We start from the raw sequence: 14,163 nt of genomic DNA, 5'->3' as shown, positions 1-14,163 counted from the left end.
GTTATACCCTCCCGTCAAGCTCTTTCGGCACGTATGCAGATACATGGATTCCATCTTCTTTGTATTCTTCCTCCAGCAGTTCTCCATACTTCCGGATGAGCTGGATTTTCCCGGATTCCTGATAGGAATAAACTCGTTCGATATAAATTTTCTGCTCCCGCAGGATCTCTTCTATTGCCTGAAGAAGCGCCTCCAGACCTTCTCCGGTCTTTGCAGACACCTGTACGATCCGGTCTGCCTTAAAGTCCCGTACCGTCAGGCTTTCCCCGATCCTGTCCATCTTGTTAAATGCCGTGACCACCGGTTTGTCCATTGCCTCCAGACGCTGCAGTGTCTCATACACCACATACATCTGCTCGTCCATCTGTGGATTGGATGCATCGACTACATGCAGGATCAGATCCGCATACTTCGCTTCTTCCAGCGTACTTTTAAATGCATCGATCAGATGATGAGGCAGCTTCCGGATAAAGCCTACCGTATCTGTCAGAAGAATCTCCTGTCCGCTTGGCAGCTTCCGGCTTCTTGTCGTCGGATCAAGAGTTGCAAAAAGCTGATCCTCCTGCAGCACACCGGCTCCGGTCAGTGTGTTGAGAAGCGTGGACTTTCCGGCATTGGTATAACCGACAATTGCCACAACAGGGATCCGGTTCTTCGTCCGCTGCTCACGTGTCAGTTCCCGGTGTCTCTTCACCTCCCTGAGTTCACGGTTCAGCTGTGCGATCCGGTTCTTGATGAGTCTCCGGTCCATCTCCAGCTTCTTTTCTCCCGGTCCTCTGGTTCCGATTCCGCCTCCCAGACGTGACATCGCCCTTCCTGCCCCGGTAAGCTGTGACTGCCGGTACTTAAGCTGTGCCAGTTCTACCTGGATCTTTCCTTCACTTGTAGAAGCCCGTCCTGCAAAAATATCCAGAATGACCATCGTCCGGTCCATCACCTTCACATCCAGAATATCCGTCAGATTGTTCATCTGTGCCGGAGACAGCTCATCATCACAGACGATCCCGGTTGCGTCAAGCTCCCACAAAAGCTCCCGGATCTCCTCAATCTTGCCTTTTCCGACATAAGTTCCCGGATGGACAAGCTCTCTTTTCTGGATTACCCGTCCGACCGCTTCCGCACCTGCCGTCTTCACCAGATCCTTTAACTCATCCAGAGAATCTTCCGTGTCATCGTTCTCCCTTGTACTGACACCGACCAGAATTACCCTTTCCTTTTCTTCTTTTATTTCATAAAGTGCCATATTATTCTCCCCTGCCAGATTTCTTTCCGTCCCGGATCAAATCTGCTCATCCAATCCGCTCTACTGCTGATCTCCTTCCGAAATCTGTGTATTTAAAAATTCCTGCTCTTTCAGCGCTTTTTTGTCATCTGGATTTGCTTTCAGATAACTGTCCAGCTTCTCTTTTGCAGACTGGTAATCCCCTGCTTTTTCATAGGCAACTACCAGATTATATGCCATTTCTTTTAGCAGCTCTTTTCCTGCGCCTGAAAGCTCCTGCCCATTTTCAAAATAATACACTGCCTTTTCCGGTTTATCCAGTTCCAGATCGCAGATTCCCAGAATATTATAAAGAGTTGCCGTCTCTTCCGTTCCATTCTTCAATGCTTTTTCCAACGCCTTCTCTGCCTTTTCATACTTTTTCTGTTCCCAGTAGCAGAGTCCGAGTCCGCGATAAGCCTCTCCCAGATTCTTCTTTTTGTCTACCGCATCCTGGAATTCCACCTCTGCATTTTTATAGTCTTTTTCTTCCAGATACTTCGTTCCTTTTTTTACAGAACCGGCGCATCCCGTTACTGTCATACAAAGCGCTACAAGGATCCCTATGATTACCTTTTTCTTTCTTCCTGCTGTCACTGTTATCGTTTCCTTCCTTCTATATTGATATATCATCTGTTATTCCAGAATATGCTCCATTCCCTGGTTCATGATGGTCTGGATATGATCATCAGCAAGGGAATAGAACACCGTTTTTCCTTCCCGTCTGTTCTTCACAAGCTTCATCTGCTTGAGCATCCGGAGCTGATGGGAAATCGCGGACTGCGTCATTCCAAGAACTTCCGCCAGATCACAAACACACATCTCAGACTGAAAAAGAACACATAAAATCCGGATCCGCGTGGTATCTGCAAATACCTTGAAAAAATCAGCAAGATCCTTCAAAACCTCTTCATCCGGTATATGCCCCTCTGCCTTATGTACAAGTTCTTCGTGTATACAAAATGTATCACAACATTCTACTTCTGTCTTTTTCATAGTTACCCCTTTCATATGAACAAGTATTCATATATCTATTATGCCAAATGATCTCTTTACGGTCAACTGTTTCCATTGATTCTGGCATGCAAAGGAAAAACAGACGTTACTGTTCACAGTACCTGTGACCAGCAACGCATCTCGCCATTTTAAATCGCCTTTGGCGATGGGCGAGATGCCATTCAAGATAAAAGTGCATCCTCCGTGCCAATCAGCGTAGTGATTGACACGGGAGTGAACAGAAACAAACAGACTGCAAATAAATCTTCACAGTCTGCCCGAAATCTCTATTTTTTATTCTTTACAGTTCATCAATCTGCCAGTCGATCGGCTCTACACCATGCGCCTCAAGGAATTTGTTGGTCTGGCTGAACGGTTTGCTTCCGAAAAATCCACGATACGCAGAAAGTGGACTCGGATGTGGTGCTTCCAGGATCAGATGGTTTGGATTGGTCAACATTCTCTTTTTCATCTGTGCAGGTCTTCCCCACAGGATAAATACGATCGGCCTGTCCTGGGTATTGAGTACACGGATTGCTGCATCTGTAAATTCTTCCCAGCCAATTCCACGATGTGAATTAGCCTGATGCGCTCTTACCGTAAGAACCGTGTTGAGAAGAAGTACTCCCTGCTTCGCCCATTTCACCAGATTGCCGTGGCTTGGGATTGTACATCCCAGATCATCATGCAGTTCCTGATAAATATTCACCAGTGACGGTGGAATATCAACCCCTGGTTTCACAGAAAAGCTTAAACCTTCTGCCTGTCCATCTCCATGATATGGATCCTGGCCAAGGATCACAACCTTGACATCCTTAAGCGGTGTCAGATGAAATGCATTAAAAATGTCATCTGCCGGAGGATATACCCGGTGTGTCCGGTATTCCTGATTCACTGTCTCAAATAGTTTCTTATAGTATGGCTTGGAAAATTCACCTTTCAGTGCATCCAGCCAGTCATTGTTAATTGCTGCCATATTCCCCACCTTTTCTCTACAGACGTACCGATACGCCTTTTTCTCTCAAATATTCTTTTACTTCTCTGATCTCCAGCTCTTTATAGTGGAACAAGGATGCCGCAAGCGCCGCGTCTGCCTTCCCCGCTTCACCGAGTACTTCGTAGAAATGCTCCAGATTACCTGCTCCTCCAGATGCGATTACTGGAATTGATACATTTTCCGCGATCATCCTTGTCAGCTCCAGATCGTATCCGGCCTTCGTGCCGTCACAGTCCATACTGGTCAAAAGAATCTCTCCTGCGCCAAGTGCTTCTACTTTTTTCGCCCACTCGACCGCATCAATCCCCATATCAATGCGTCCGCCATTTTTATAGATATTCCACCCACTGCCGTCTTCTCTTCTTTTCGCATCAATCGCGACAACCACGCACTGGCTTCCAAACTTCTCCGCTGCTTCCCGGATCAGTTCCGGTCGATTGATTGCAGAAGAATTGATAGAAATCTTGTCCGCACCTTCCCGAAGCAATGCCTTAAAATCGTCAACGGTCCGGATTCCACCACCTACCGTAAATGGAATAAACACACACTCAGCAACTTTACGCACCATGTCAACCACCGTGCTTCTGTCGTCCGAAGATGCCGTGATATCCAGAAATACCAGTTCATCCGCACCTGCCTTATCATAAGCCTTCGCAATCTCAACCGGATCTCCTGCATCTTTGAGATCCACAAAATTCACACCTTTTACAACCCGTCCATTCTTCACATCAAGACATGGGATAATTCTCTTTGTAAACACTGTCTGCCCTCCTACAATTCTACAAAATTTTTCAGTATCTGAAGTCCTGTATCACTGCTCTTTTCCGGATGGAACTGGCAGGCAAATACATTTCCCTGTTCAACCGAAGCATGAATATGTGTGCTGTACTCGGTTGTCGCTTTTACAATACTTTCATCTGTTGCTTTCAAATAGTAGGAATGAACAAAATATACATACGGCTCTTCAGGTAAATCTTTAAACAATCTGCCGTCATTCTGAAGCTTCAGAGAGTTCCATCCCATATGCGGGATCTTAAGTCCCGGACAGTCCGGAATTCTAAGGATCTCTCCTTTTAGAATACCAAGCCCCTCCACACCTGGCGTCTCGTCACTTCTTTCAAACAAAAGCTGAAGCCCAAGACAGATTCCAAGAAGCGGGATTTGTCTCTTTGCTACTTCGCGAAGCACTTCATCCAATCCATATTTTTTCAGATTGTACATGGCATCGCCAAATGCACCGACTCCCGGAAGGATCACTTTATCGGCAGAAAGTATCTCTTCTCTGTCCCTTGTGATAACCGCATCCTCACCAAGATATTTTAACGCTTTTTCTACACTTTTAATGTTTCCTGCATCATAATCAATAATCGCTATCATCCGCATATCCTCACGATTTTTATATTCTTGTAGTTATTCAAAAGAGCTTTTTCCGCTCATGTCACAATCTTCTTCCCTGTGTCAATCAGTAATAAGCTCTTTTATAATGTACCACGTTACAGTGCGAATTGCAAGATTCGCGTTTATTTCATGTCCAGTTCAAACCAGAACTCAACACCATTGGTATGATTGATCGCACCGTATCCTTTTCCAAAGGAGTCCATGATCGCCTTCACAATGGAAAGCCCGATACCATTTCCACCGTATTCTCTGGTCCTTGCCTTATCAACCTTATAGAATTTCTCCCAGATATGTGGCAGATCTTCCTCCGGAATCGGCGTTCCGGTATTGAATACGGTAATTTTTGCCATATCATTTTCCTGGGTGATCTTGATCTCGATCACCTTCTCACCATCGACATGGTTCAGTGCATTGTTGACATAGTTCCGGACAACCTGCTCAACCTTAAACTCATCTGCCCAGACATAAACAGGGTTCTTGTGGCGGAAAATCACTTGTGCTTCTTTCTGCTCAATCAGAATATCCAGACTCTGCAGGACACCCGAAATCAATGAAGTAATATCAAACCGTTCAAACTGTACATCATCCTCACCAAATTCCAGCTGGTTCAGGGCAAGTAGATTCTTCACCATCCGGTTCATCTTTCCTGCCTCGTCCATAATGACTTCACAGTAGAATTCCCGGCTCTCCGGATCATCATTGACGCCTTCTTTCAGGCCTTCTGCATATCCCTGGATCAGGGCAATCGGCGTCTTCAGTTCATGGGAAACATTCCCCAGGAATTCGCTTCGCATATTTTCTCGTTTTTCTTTCTGCTCAATGTCTTTCTGCAATTTATAGTTGGCTTCTTTCAGATTGGAAATCGTCTGCTCAAGTCTTTCTGACATCCGGTTAAAGTTCTCTCCCAGTACACCGATTTCGTTGCTTCCGCCGCTGGTATATTTTGCATCAAAATCCAGATCGGCCATCTTCTGTGAAAGTGTTGCGAGCTCCATGATCGGCTCCGTGATCCTTTTTGAGAAATACCACGCAAGCAATACACTCACAAGAATCACACATCCGCCGACGACTCCGATAAATCTGTTAAAAATCATGACTGCCGAACGAATACTCTCCAGCGGGCTTCGCATGATAAAGATATCACCATTGTCAAAGTTTCCCCACATGGTCAGGTACTCTGTATTATTTTGCGGATCAACCGACTTGCAGATATCATAACTGTCCGTTTTTTCCAGAATCTCCTGATGATTCTTATCGTACAGATATCCGAAAAGCTGTACGACCATCATCTGTTTTTCTCTTACATTAGTATAAACCACATTGTATTCTGAATCGATGACTGCAATGGAAATATTATTTTTCTCTGTAAATCTTCCCAGGTCTTTTTCCGGTGTCTCAGAATCGATTGTCCCGTTCTCCACACCTTCCTGCACCATTGTATAGGCCTTTATAAATTCTGATTTCTTATTGGAAATATAATACTTCTCCAGAAAGCTTCCGTTGACGATCATAAATACAACGATCATAAATAGAATCAGACCTACAAAAACAGTCATCATCTGTCTTTTTATTGAATATTTCATGACTGTACCTCGAATTTATACCCCATACCCCAGATAGTCTTAATATAATCTCCTTTATCACCAAGTTTACTTCTCAGCTTCTTTACATGGGTATCAATGGTTCTGGCATCACCGAAATAATCGTAATTCCATACATTGTTAAGAATCTTCTCTCTCGATAAAGCGATCCCCTGATTCTCCACAAAATATGTCAGAAGTTCAAACTCTTTGTAACTGAGTTCGATCGGTTTTCCATCGATCTTCACCATATGTGCTGCTTTATCAATCTCGATCCCGTCCGCATGAAGCAGATCATCCGAAGCAAGCGCATTGGTTCTGCGCAGAATCGCAGTAACTCTTGCAACCAGGATCTTCGGGCTGAACGGTTTGGAAATGTACTCATCCACACCGAGTTCAAACCCCTGAAGCTCGTCCCTCTCTTCACTTCTTGCGGTCAGCATAATGATCGGAACCTTTGATTCTTTACGGATCTCACGGCAGGTCTGCCAGCCATCCATATGCGGCATCATGACATCCAGGATGATCAGTGCAATATCTTTTTCCTCATAAAAAATGTCCATTGCTTCCATACCGTCTCCGGCTTCGAGTACCGCATATCCTTCTCTTTCCAGGAAATCGCGCACCAATTTGCGCATACGGCTTTCATCATCTACTACAAGAATTTTCAGTTTATCCATAACTCTCACGGGCTCCTTTTATCACTTTATTTCTAATTATACACCAGAATAGCAGATAATTGTGTTCTTTATGTGAAAGAAGAACAACAGGATCGTAGTTTCGTATTTATTTTTATCCTAAAAAGCCAAGATGCTCTAACAAAATCTTCAGACCAAGCAGAATAAGGATGACCCCACCGACAATTTCGGCTTTGTTCTTATAGCGGGCTCCAAAGACGTTACCAATCTTTACTCCGGCAAAGGAAATGATGAAGGTCACGATTCCGATAAAACAGACCGCCGGAATAATACTTACCTTAAGAAATGCAAAGGTAATTCCTATAGCGAGTGCATCAATGCTGGTTGCTACTGCGAGAAGGAACATGGTCTTCACATCCAGGCTTGCATCGGCTTCCTCTTCGTCATTGTCCAATGCTTCGTGAATCATATTTCCACCAATCAGCGCAAGTAATACAAATGCGATCCAGTGATCTATAGAAGCAATGGCTTCCTGGAACTGCGCTCCTAAAATATAACCAATTGCCGGCATCAATGCCTGAAATCCGCCAAACCATAAGCCAACAATAGCCGCCTTTTTGAAAGTGCACTTCGGCATAGCAAGTCCTTTACAGACAGAAACTGCAAATGCATCCATGGACAACCCTACTGCAATCAAAAACAATTCAATTAAACCCATAATTTTTCTCCTTTTTAAAGCTAATCATCTTATCCAATGTGAAAATAATTGTCTGCGGCAGTACTTTGCCTGCACTTGGCTCATCGTATATAATCGAGCAGGCTGACTCCTACTCGATTTGTATACTTTGTACACCATCTCGCTTAACAGCTTGATGATGTACATTCGCCAAATGCAGATACTTGTGCAAGCACAAATCTGCACTTGGCTCATCGTATGCACAAAAAAAGACTTATTCGTAGCATAAAATACTACGAATAAGTCTCATTATTTAAAGCTATGCCAGACAGCCATTGCTGTCAGTATGTTGACAAAGCTACGTCATCGCGCCAACTACTCCCTTATCGATAAAAATTATTATATCGGGCAGGTTCTTTTCTGTCAAGCCTGATTCTCTCCAAATTCAGATCAGACTCATTCTCCAAAATCAACTTTTGACTGCTACGCCATGATCGGCTTTAATGCTTCTGCGAATTTGTCTTTCTTTGCCTGTGCTTCTTCCAGATCTTTTCCAAGTGTTGTGTAATAGATCTTAATCTTCGGCTCTGTTCCTGAAGGACGAACAATAACAGTCTCGCCATCTTCCAGTTTGTAGATCAGTACATTCGCAGAAGGAAGTCCGGTTTCTTCCGGTTTGGTGTAATCTGTAACAGATGCAACCTTGATTCCGGCTACTTCTGTGAGCGGATTCTTACGAAGGTCTTCCATGATACTTGCCATCTTGTCCATTCCGCTAAGTCCCGGGAATTCAAAGCTGTCTACTTTGTTCAGATAACGTCCATACTGCGCGTAGATTTCTTCCAGTCTCTGCTTCAGTGAGCTTCCGATGCTTCTGTAGTAAGCTGCCATTTCGCAGATCAGCATAGATCCGATAACAGCATCTTTATCACGTACATACGGTCCTGCAAGGTATCCGTAGCTCTCTTCAAATCCGAAAATGAAACGATCTACTTCTCCGGCCTCTTCAAGCTGTGCGATCTGGTCACCGATCCACTTGAATCCGGTAAGTACGCTTCTGAGTTCTACACCGTAATGCTCTGCAACTGCATCTGCAAGCGGAGTAGATACGATTGATTTTACAGCAACTGCTTTCTCAGGCATGGTTCCTTTTTCAATACGTCCTGCGCAGATGTAATCGAGAAGCAGAACACCGACTTCGTTACCACTTACCAGTTCGTAAGAACCATCCGGACACTTCATTGCAATACCTACACGGTCTGCATCCGGGTCTGTTGCAAGCATCAGATCTGCATCTGTCTCTTTTGCAAGGTTAAGTCCAAGCTCCAGAGCTGCAAAAATTTCCGGGTTCGGATAACTGCAGGTCGTGAAGTATCCGTTTGGATATTCCTGTTCCGGAACGATTGTGATATCTGTGATTCCGATGTCTTTTAATACCTGTGTTACCGGAACAAGTCCTGAACCATTGAGCGGGCTGTATACCAGCTTCAGTCCTGCTGTCTTGCAAAGTCCCGGTCTTACCTGACGTGATTCGATTGCTTCATAAAGCGCCTTCTTGCAGTCATCTCCTACAAAACGAATCAGCCCTTTTTCTACACCTTCTGCGAAGGATATGTATTTTGCACCTGTGAGGACATCTGTCTTCTGGATTTCAGCATATACGATTGCTGCTGCATCATCTGTCATCTGGCATCCGTCCGGTCCATATGCTTTATAACCATTGTATTTTGCCGGGTTGTGGGATGCAGTTACCATAACTCCTGCATTACAGTTATAATAACGTGTCGCAAATGAAAGTGCCGGCACTGGCATCAGCGCGTCATAGATTCTGACATTGATTCCGTTTGCTGCCAGAACACCTGCTGCTGTCTTTGCAAATACATCACTCTTCAGACGGCTGTCGTAGCTGATTGCCACAGTCTGTGTGCCACCCTGTGTCTTAACCCAGTTCGCCAGTCCCTGTGTTGCCTGACGTACTACATAAATATTCATACGATTCGTTCCTGCTCCGAGAACTCCACGAAGTCCGGCTGTTCCAAACTTCAGAGCTACAGCGAAACGATCTTTTATCTCTTCGTCATTTCCTTCAATTCTCGCTAATTCCGGACTCAGATCGGCATCTTCCAGATCTGCTTCCAGCCAACGTTTGTACTCTTCCTGATACATCTTGACCACTCCCTACTATAATTTGTTCTTATTTTTGTACATTTTGACAAAAATATACTTTAAATATACCATATCTTTGACTAACCCGCAATGATTTGGGCGAGAAAAGTCCGTTAAAACACTCTAAATTTCAGCGTAAGTATTTTCATAATTTGTTTCATTTTACAATCCTGATAAAGTTCTCATTACCAGATCCACATCTTTGTTTTCCAGCTCCTGAATAATATGAAGATATGTTTTCTGTGTTGTCGTCATACTTGCATGTCCTAACCGACGGGCAACACTGGCAATTGATACACCTGCAAACAGCAATAACGACGCATGTGTATGGCGAAGTCCATGAATTGAAATTTCAGAAATACCACATTTTTTGCAATGTCTGGTAAGTGCTTCATTTACAGTAGAATTATAAATTTTTGATTTTCCTGCAAAAATAGGTTTATCTTCAGGAAGTCTTTTTGTCAACTCCGAAAATTTAACTACGATTTGCCAGTCAATCTGAATTTTTCTTACCGAGGATTTATTTTTGGTAGGTAAAAATCCACCATTGCCTTTATAATCCCATGTTTTGTTTATCGATAATGTCTGTCTGGAAAAATCAAAATCCGCAGGTGTAATAGCAAGTGCCTCTGAAAAACGCATGCCAGTCTTTGCTACCAGAAGAATGAACCAGTCCCAGTTTGGTTCTTCTCCGATATCAAGATCATCAATCAGCGTATGAAGTTCAAACTGATTCAGATACTTTATCTTTTTTACTCTTGGTGTTTTTCCTTTAATGATTGCTTTTCTGGTTGGATCTCTTTCAATCATTCCTTCATCAACAGCATCCAGAATCGCACCTTTCAACTGATGATGGAAGTCTAAAGTCGTCTGCCTTTCATGATCTTTTGCATAATCATTCAAAAGTTTCTGATATGCCGTTCTTGTCAATTCTGAAACTTTCAACTCTGGTATCAATTTTTCTACCCATTTTTGCGTCATTAAATATTTCGCCATCGTTGCTTCCCGGATCGCACCTCTTTTATAGATTTCTATCCATTGAGCATAATATTCACAAAAAAGCAGATTGTTTGTATCACTTCGCATAAGTTCCCTCCATTTCTTGAAATTACTTACGCTGATGCAAACATCTATAAATTTCCAAACACCTATACAGTTATCAGCAATGGCTTAATTTCCTCTTCCAGAATCATCCTTAAATCTGCCATCATCTGTGAAAAATATTTAAACTTCGGAAGTGGCTTTTCCTGTCCCGCTTTATATTTTGTGTAATCAACCGTTGCTTTAATTGCACTTTCATTCGGGATCTCACCATTTCTATAATGCATTGCCGCATACATAACGTCATCTTTTGAAGCACACCATGTACTGCAAAAATCTGCGATAACCGTATTTATACAATTCCTTTTCATGTTCTCTACAATATTAAGGATTGACTTTCCTCTGTACTTTGTATCATCTTCTTCAATATCTCCAATCAGATCACACATGATTTCTGCTACCTTGCCATTACTCTTTCGCAGTTCTTCAACATACTGCAGAACTTCCGCAATTTTTCTTTGTTTCTCCTCCGACGATATTTCTTCTCCCTCTTCTACTGGCGTAACAATATTCTGAATCAAATTGATAATATATTCGTAATCAATCTTTGTATTACTGTACGCCATCAATTCATAGTCCTGATCAATTTCTTCACCTGATTCCTTTTCTGAGCCGCCACCGTCCGGAGTTTCTTCATGAATTTCTTCCATAACATTTTTATAATGACCTACATACTCATCATATTCTTCTTCCGTAAATCCATATTCTTCAAGCATGGTGTCATCATATTTGGTAAATGATTTCAGCTGTGCAAACAGACTGTCAAAAGACTGGAACATTTTTGCAAATACTTTCTTTTCCTTCATAGACATTTTCGGAATGTCTGAAGGATTTTCTGCACATACTTTTAAAGCTGCAAGCGCCTTACGAAATGCCGGTTCTATTTCTTCCCATTCTGCCAGAAGCGCTGTTCCTGTACTTCCTGCTGAATACAGCTTCACCGCATCATCCACACATTTCTTAAAAAGCTGTGGTGCCTGAAAAGTCACAATCTGTCCGTAGGTTTTGTTTTTATCGTAAATACGATTTGTCCTTGAAAATGCCTGAATCAAATCATGTGGTCCCATTGGTTGACGATCTATAAAAATAGTCGACATACATGGTGCATCGAATCCTGTCAAAAGACGATCAACCACAATAACCAGATCCAGTTGTTCATTTCTGCTCTTGAATTTGGCATCTTTTCTTGCCAGCCGTTTATTTAAATTGCTATTGTATCCCTGAATCTGTGAAATTTCAAACTTAGTGCCAAACATTCCATTGTAATCATCAAGAGACTGCTGCATTTTCTCCTGGTTTACATGTGATCCCTCTTCGTTTTCTGTTACCGAATAAGTAATTGCAAATTTAGGAAAATCCGGTAATACCTGTTTGATTTTCTCATCAATCACAAGTGAAGTGTCTCCATTTTTTACTTTTGTCAGCAAATCATAATATTTCTGTGCCATCTGAATAGAACTCGTAGTAAGGAGTCCTTCATAGGTTTGACCTTTTCCATTTTGAAAGCCAAGCTTGTGATAAGATTTATTCAAAATGATATCTAATACACTTAACATATGTGTTTCGTTATCATATGCACTACTATCTGTTTCATCTGCAATGTTTTTCGGACCATTATGTTCTACCTGGAATCCTAAGACAGCTTTGTCATGAATCGCATTCTGTATTGTATAACGGTGAAGACGTTCACCATATAATTCTTCGGTAGTTCTCGGCAAATCTCCCATCTGTGGATAAGGATTTTCAGCAAATCTCGGTGTGCCGGTAAATCCATACCATAAAGATTTGCCAAAAAATCGTTCCAGTTCTCTTTTTGTTTTTGGTGTAACTGCTCTATGGCACTCATCTACTACAAAAGCAATTTTCAAATTTTTAATTTTATTATATTCTGGCGTTCCTTCCTGAAGTCTCTTGCTTACAAGAATCTGCATCTTCTGAATCGTTGTAACAATCACCTGTCTGTCATCAGACCTGAGTTTTTTCTTAAGATCATTTACATTATCTGTCTCATCAACATCTACAAGGTCATTATTTGCATACGCCTGAAATGCCATTGTAGTCTGCGTATCCAGATCTTTTCTATCAATCAGGAAAATCGCTTTATCAATTGCCGGAATATCCATCAAAAGATTTCTTGTTGCTTTATAGGAAGTCAATGTCTTTCCAGAACCGGTTGTGTGCCATACATAACCGGATTTTCCCGTCTTCGATGCCTCTCGGATCGACTCAATTGCATGAATCTGATATGGGCGAAGCAAAATCAGACGTTTTGCATCCTCATCCAGCACTGTATATCTCGCAATCATTTCATGCGCTTCCGGAATCCGAAGAACACTTTTTGCAAAATCAAGATAATTTGCCACCTGATTATTGTCTTTATCCACCCAGCCACTCATAAACTTCGGATTTAACTCTGTATCACTGGCTGCTGCAAAATATCTGGTATCAGCACCATTACTTACAACGAACATCTGAACAGCCGAAAAAATTCCAGCAAATTTTCCTTCGCTGATGTATTTTTTAATTTGATTAAACGCTTCCATGTAAGAATGCTGCTTATTCTTCAATTCAATATGTATCATTGGAAGTCCATTAATCATCAGCGTTACATCAAAACGCCGGTCTCTTGTCAAACTGGTATTTTCATCATCTGTTTTTAACGCACTGTACTGATTGATTACTTCATAAACACTGCTGCCACCGGCAATATGTTCATGATTCATCACTACCAGGTGAAGTCTTTCCGTATCTCTTTGAACATGAACCTGCACTTTCCCATTCTCTCCAACCAGCCATTCACCTGCTTTATAAAATGAAGAAAACTGCAACTGGTTCTTTACCTGCTCAAATTCTGAGTCTGACAAAGGTTCCCCATTCAGCCTGTCTTTGTTATTCTGTTCAAGGATATATCTGAAATTCGCCCATAAATCTGCCTCTGTTTTCAAATCCTCCCTGTATGTCCACTGTGACTCACCGTAAATCAGCTGATCGATCAGTTTTTGTTCTATCATTGACTCCAACTCTGGCATGATTTTCTTCTCCTTTATGATTGTTATTGGAAATTATACTTTCTGGTTCTTCCTACTGAAATGCCTCTTTGCTACTTATCTGATACTTACGGGCAAATTCATTTACACATGCAATAGTAAAACCAATTTTTCTTTTCTGCTCACTCATCAAAACCACTTCCTTTCGGCATAAAACCAGGTCTATCTGTCACCTATTATTGTTCTAATCATAATATGACGACTTATTTTCTATATAAACATATTTTGTAACATAAATTTCTTAATGCTTTGCAATTCATCACACTTACGCTGGTGAAGAGTGATGAGGTGGTCGAGGTTGGC

13 protein-coding genes are annotated in these 14,163 nt (G+C 42.2%); all 13 read right to left on the bottom strand.

Annotated elements, in window-relative coordinates:
• Position 1: 1 nt before the first annotated feature.
• Positions 2–1,243, bottom strand: a complete 1,242-nt coding sequence (hflX, locus tag PG766_RS10440; RefSeq protein ID WP_022220997.1) for a GTPase HflX — start codon at positions 1,241–1,243, stop codon at positions 2–4.
• A 60-nt stretch (positions 1,244–1,303) separates the two neighbouring features.
• Entirely contained in the window at positions 1,304–1,858 is a 555-nt protein-coding gene (locus PG766_RS10435; RefSeq protein ID WP_049938179.1) for a tetratricopeptide repeat protein, read from the bottom strand.
• 39 nt (positions 1,859–1,897) lie between these two features.
• Complete coding sequence (locus PG766_RS10430; RefSeq protein WP_022220999.1) at positions 1,898–2,257, bottom strand: ArsR/SmtB family transcription factor; 360 nt, start codon at positions 2,255–2,257, stop codon at positions 1,898–1,900.
• A gap of 301 nt (positions 2,258–2,558) precedes the next feature.
• Complete coding sequence (locus PG766_RS10425) at positions 2,559–3,233, bottom strand: uracil-DNA glycosylase (protein WP_118199616.1); 675 nt, start codon at positions 3,231–3,233, stop codon at positions 2,559–2,561.
• 16 nt (positions 3,234–3,249) lie between these two features.
• Positions 3,250–4,014, bottom strand: a complete 765-nt coding sequence (gene hisF / locus PG766_RS10420; protein WP_118199615.1) for an imidazole glycerol phosphate synthase subunit HisF — start codon at positions 4,012–4,014, stop codon at positions 3,250–3,252.
• 11 nt (positions 4,015–4,025) lie between these two features.
• A complete protein-coding gene (gene hisH, locus PG766_RS10415; RefSeq protein ID WP_055249198.1) occupies positions 4,026–4,631 on the bottom strand; it encodes an imidazole glycerol phosphate synthase subunit HisH in 606 nt (201 codons plus the stop codon).
• A 143-nt stretch (positions 4,632–4,774) separates the two neighbouring features.
• Positions 4,775–6,235 carry a sensor histidine kinase gene (locus tag PG766_RS10410; RefSeq protein WP_117834948.1) on the bottom strand — a complete coding sequence of 487 codons (1,461 nt, stop codon included), beginning with the start codon at positions 6,233–6,235 and terminating at the stop codon, positions 4,775–4,777.
• Positions 6,232–6,912, bottom strand: a complete 681-nt coding sequence (locus tag PG766_RS10405) for a response regulator transcription factor (protein ID WP_022220129.1) — start codon at positions 6,910–6,912, stop codon at positions 6,232–6,234. The genes PG766_RS10410 and PG766_RS10405 overlap by 4 nt, the downstream gene beginning before the upstream one ends.
• A gap of 112 nt (positions 6,913–7,024) precedes the next feature.
• Complete coding sequence (locus PG766_RS10400; protein ID WP_117557718.1) at positions 7,025–7,588, bottom strand: manganese efflux pump MntP; 564 nt, start codon at positions 7,586–7,588, stop codon at positions 7,025–7,027.
• A 441-nt stretch (positions 7,589–8,029) separates the two neighbouring features.
• Entirely contained in the window at positions 8,030–9,712 is a 1,683-nt protein-coding gene (locus PG766_RS10395; RefSeq protein WP_118199614.1) for a phospho-sugar mutase, read from the bottom strand.
• Positions 9,713–9,874: 162 nt separating this feature from the next.
• The gene (locus tag PG766_RS10390; RefSeq protein ID WP_118199613.1) at positions 9,875–10,798 is read right to left on the bottom strand and encodes a site-specific integrase; all 924 of its coding nucleotides are present in this window, start codon (positions 10,796–10,798) and stop codon (positions 9,875–9,877) included.
• Positions 10,799–10,860: 62 nt separating this feature from the next.
• Positions 10,861–13,842 (bottom strand): type I restriction endonuclease subunit R, EcoR124 family, encoded by a 2,982-nt coding sequence (locus PG766_RS10385; RefSeq protein ID WP_117823497.1) that lies wholly within the window; start codon positions 13,840–13,842, stop codon positions 10,861–10,863.
• Between the two features lie 52 nt (positions 13,843–13,894).
• A complete protein-coding gene (locus PG766_RS10380) occupies positions 13,895–13,990 on the bottom strand; it encodes a DUF3791 domain-containing protein (protein ID WP_243006402.1) in 96 nt (31 codons plus the stop codon).
• Between the last annotated feature and the right edge of the window lie 173 nt (positions 13,991–14,163).

This window comes from Coprococcus sp. LG101-27, assembly GCF_027695515.1.
Classification (GTDB): Bacteria; Bacillota; Clostridia; order Lachnospirales; family Lachnospiraceae; genus Allocoprococcus; species Allocoprococcus comes.
The sequence above is the reverse complement of the archived record's forward strand: the minus strand, read 5'-3'. Positions and strand labels throughout refer to the sequence as shown.

Coding starts and splice junctions, on each gene's coding strand:
- hflX (WP_022220997.1), bottom strand. CDS start 1,243: ATGGCACTTTATGAAATAAAAGAAGAAAAGGAAAGGGTAATTCTGGTC.
- PG766_RS10430 (WP_022220999.1), bottom strand. CDS start 2,257: ATGAAAAAGACAGAAGTAGAATGTTGTGATACATTTTGTATACACGAA.
- PG766_RS10425 (WP_118199616.1), bottom strand. CDS start 3,233: ATGGCAGCAATTAACAATGACTGGCTGGATGCACTGAAAGGTGAATTT.
- hisH (WP_055249198.1), bottom strand. CDS start 4,631: ATGATAGCGATTATTGATTATGATGCAGGAAACATTAAAAGTGTAGAA.
- PG766_RS10410 (WP_117834948.1), bottom strand. CDS start 6,235: ATGAAATATTCAATAAAAAGACAGATGATGACTGTTTTTGTAGGTCTG.
- PG766_RS10405 (WP_022220129.1), bottom strand. CDS start 6,912: ATGGATAAACTGAAAATTCTTGTAGTAGATGATGAAAGCCGTATGCGC.
- PG766_RS10400 (WP_117557718.1), bottom strand. CDS start 7,588: ATGGGTTTAATTGAATTGTTTTTGATTGCAGTAGGGTTGTCCATGGAT.
- PG766_RS10395 (WP_118199614.1), bottom strand. CDS start 9,712: ATGTATCAGGAAGAGTACAAACGTTGGCTGGAAGCAGATCTGGAAGAT.
- PG766_RS10390 (WP_118199613.1), bottom strand. CDS start 10,798: ATGCGAAGTGATACAAACAATCTGCTTTTTTGTGAATATTATGCTCAA.
- PG766_RS10385 (WP_117823497.1), bottom strand. CDS start 13,842: ATGCCAGAGTTGGAGTCAATGATAGAACAAAAACTGATCGATCAGCTG.
- PG766_RS10380 (WP_243006402.1), bottom strand. CDS start 13,990: ATGAGTGAGCAGAAAAGAAAAATTGGTTTTACTATTGCATGTGTAAAT.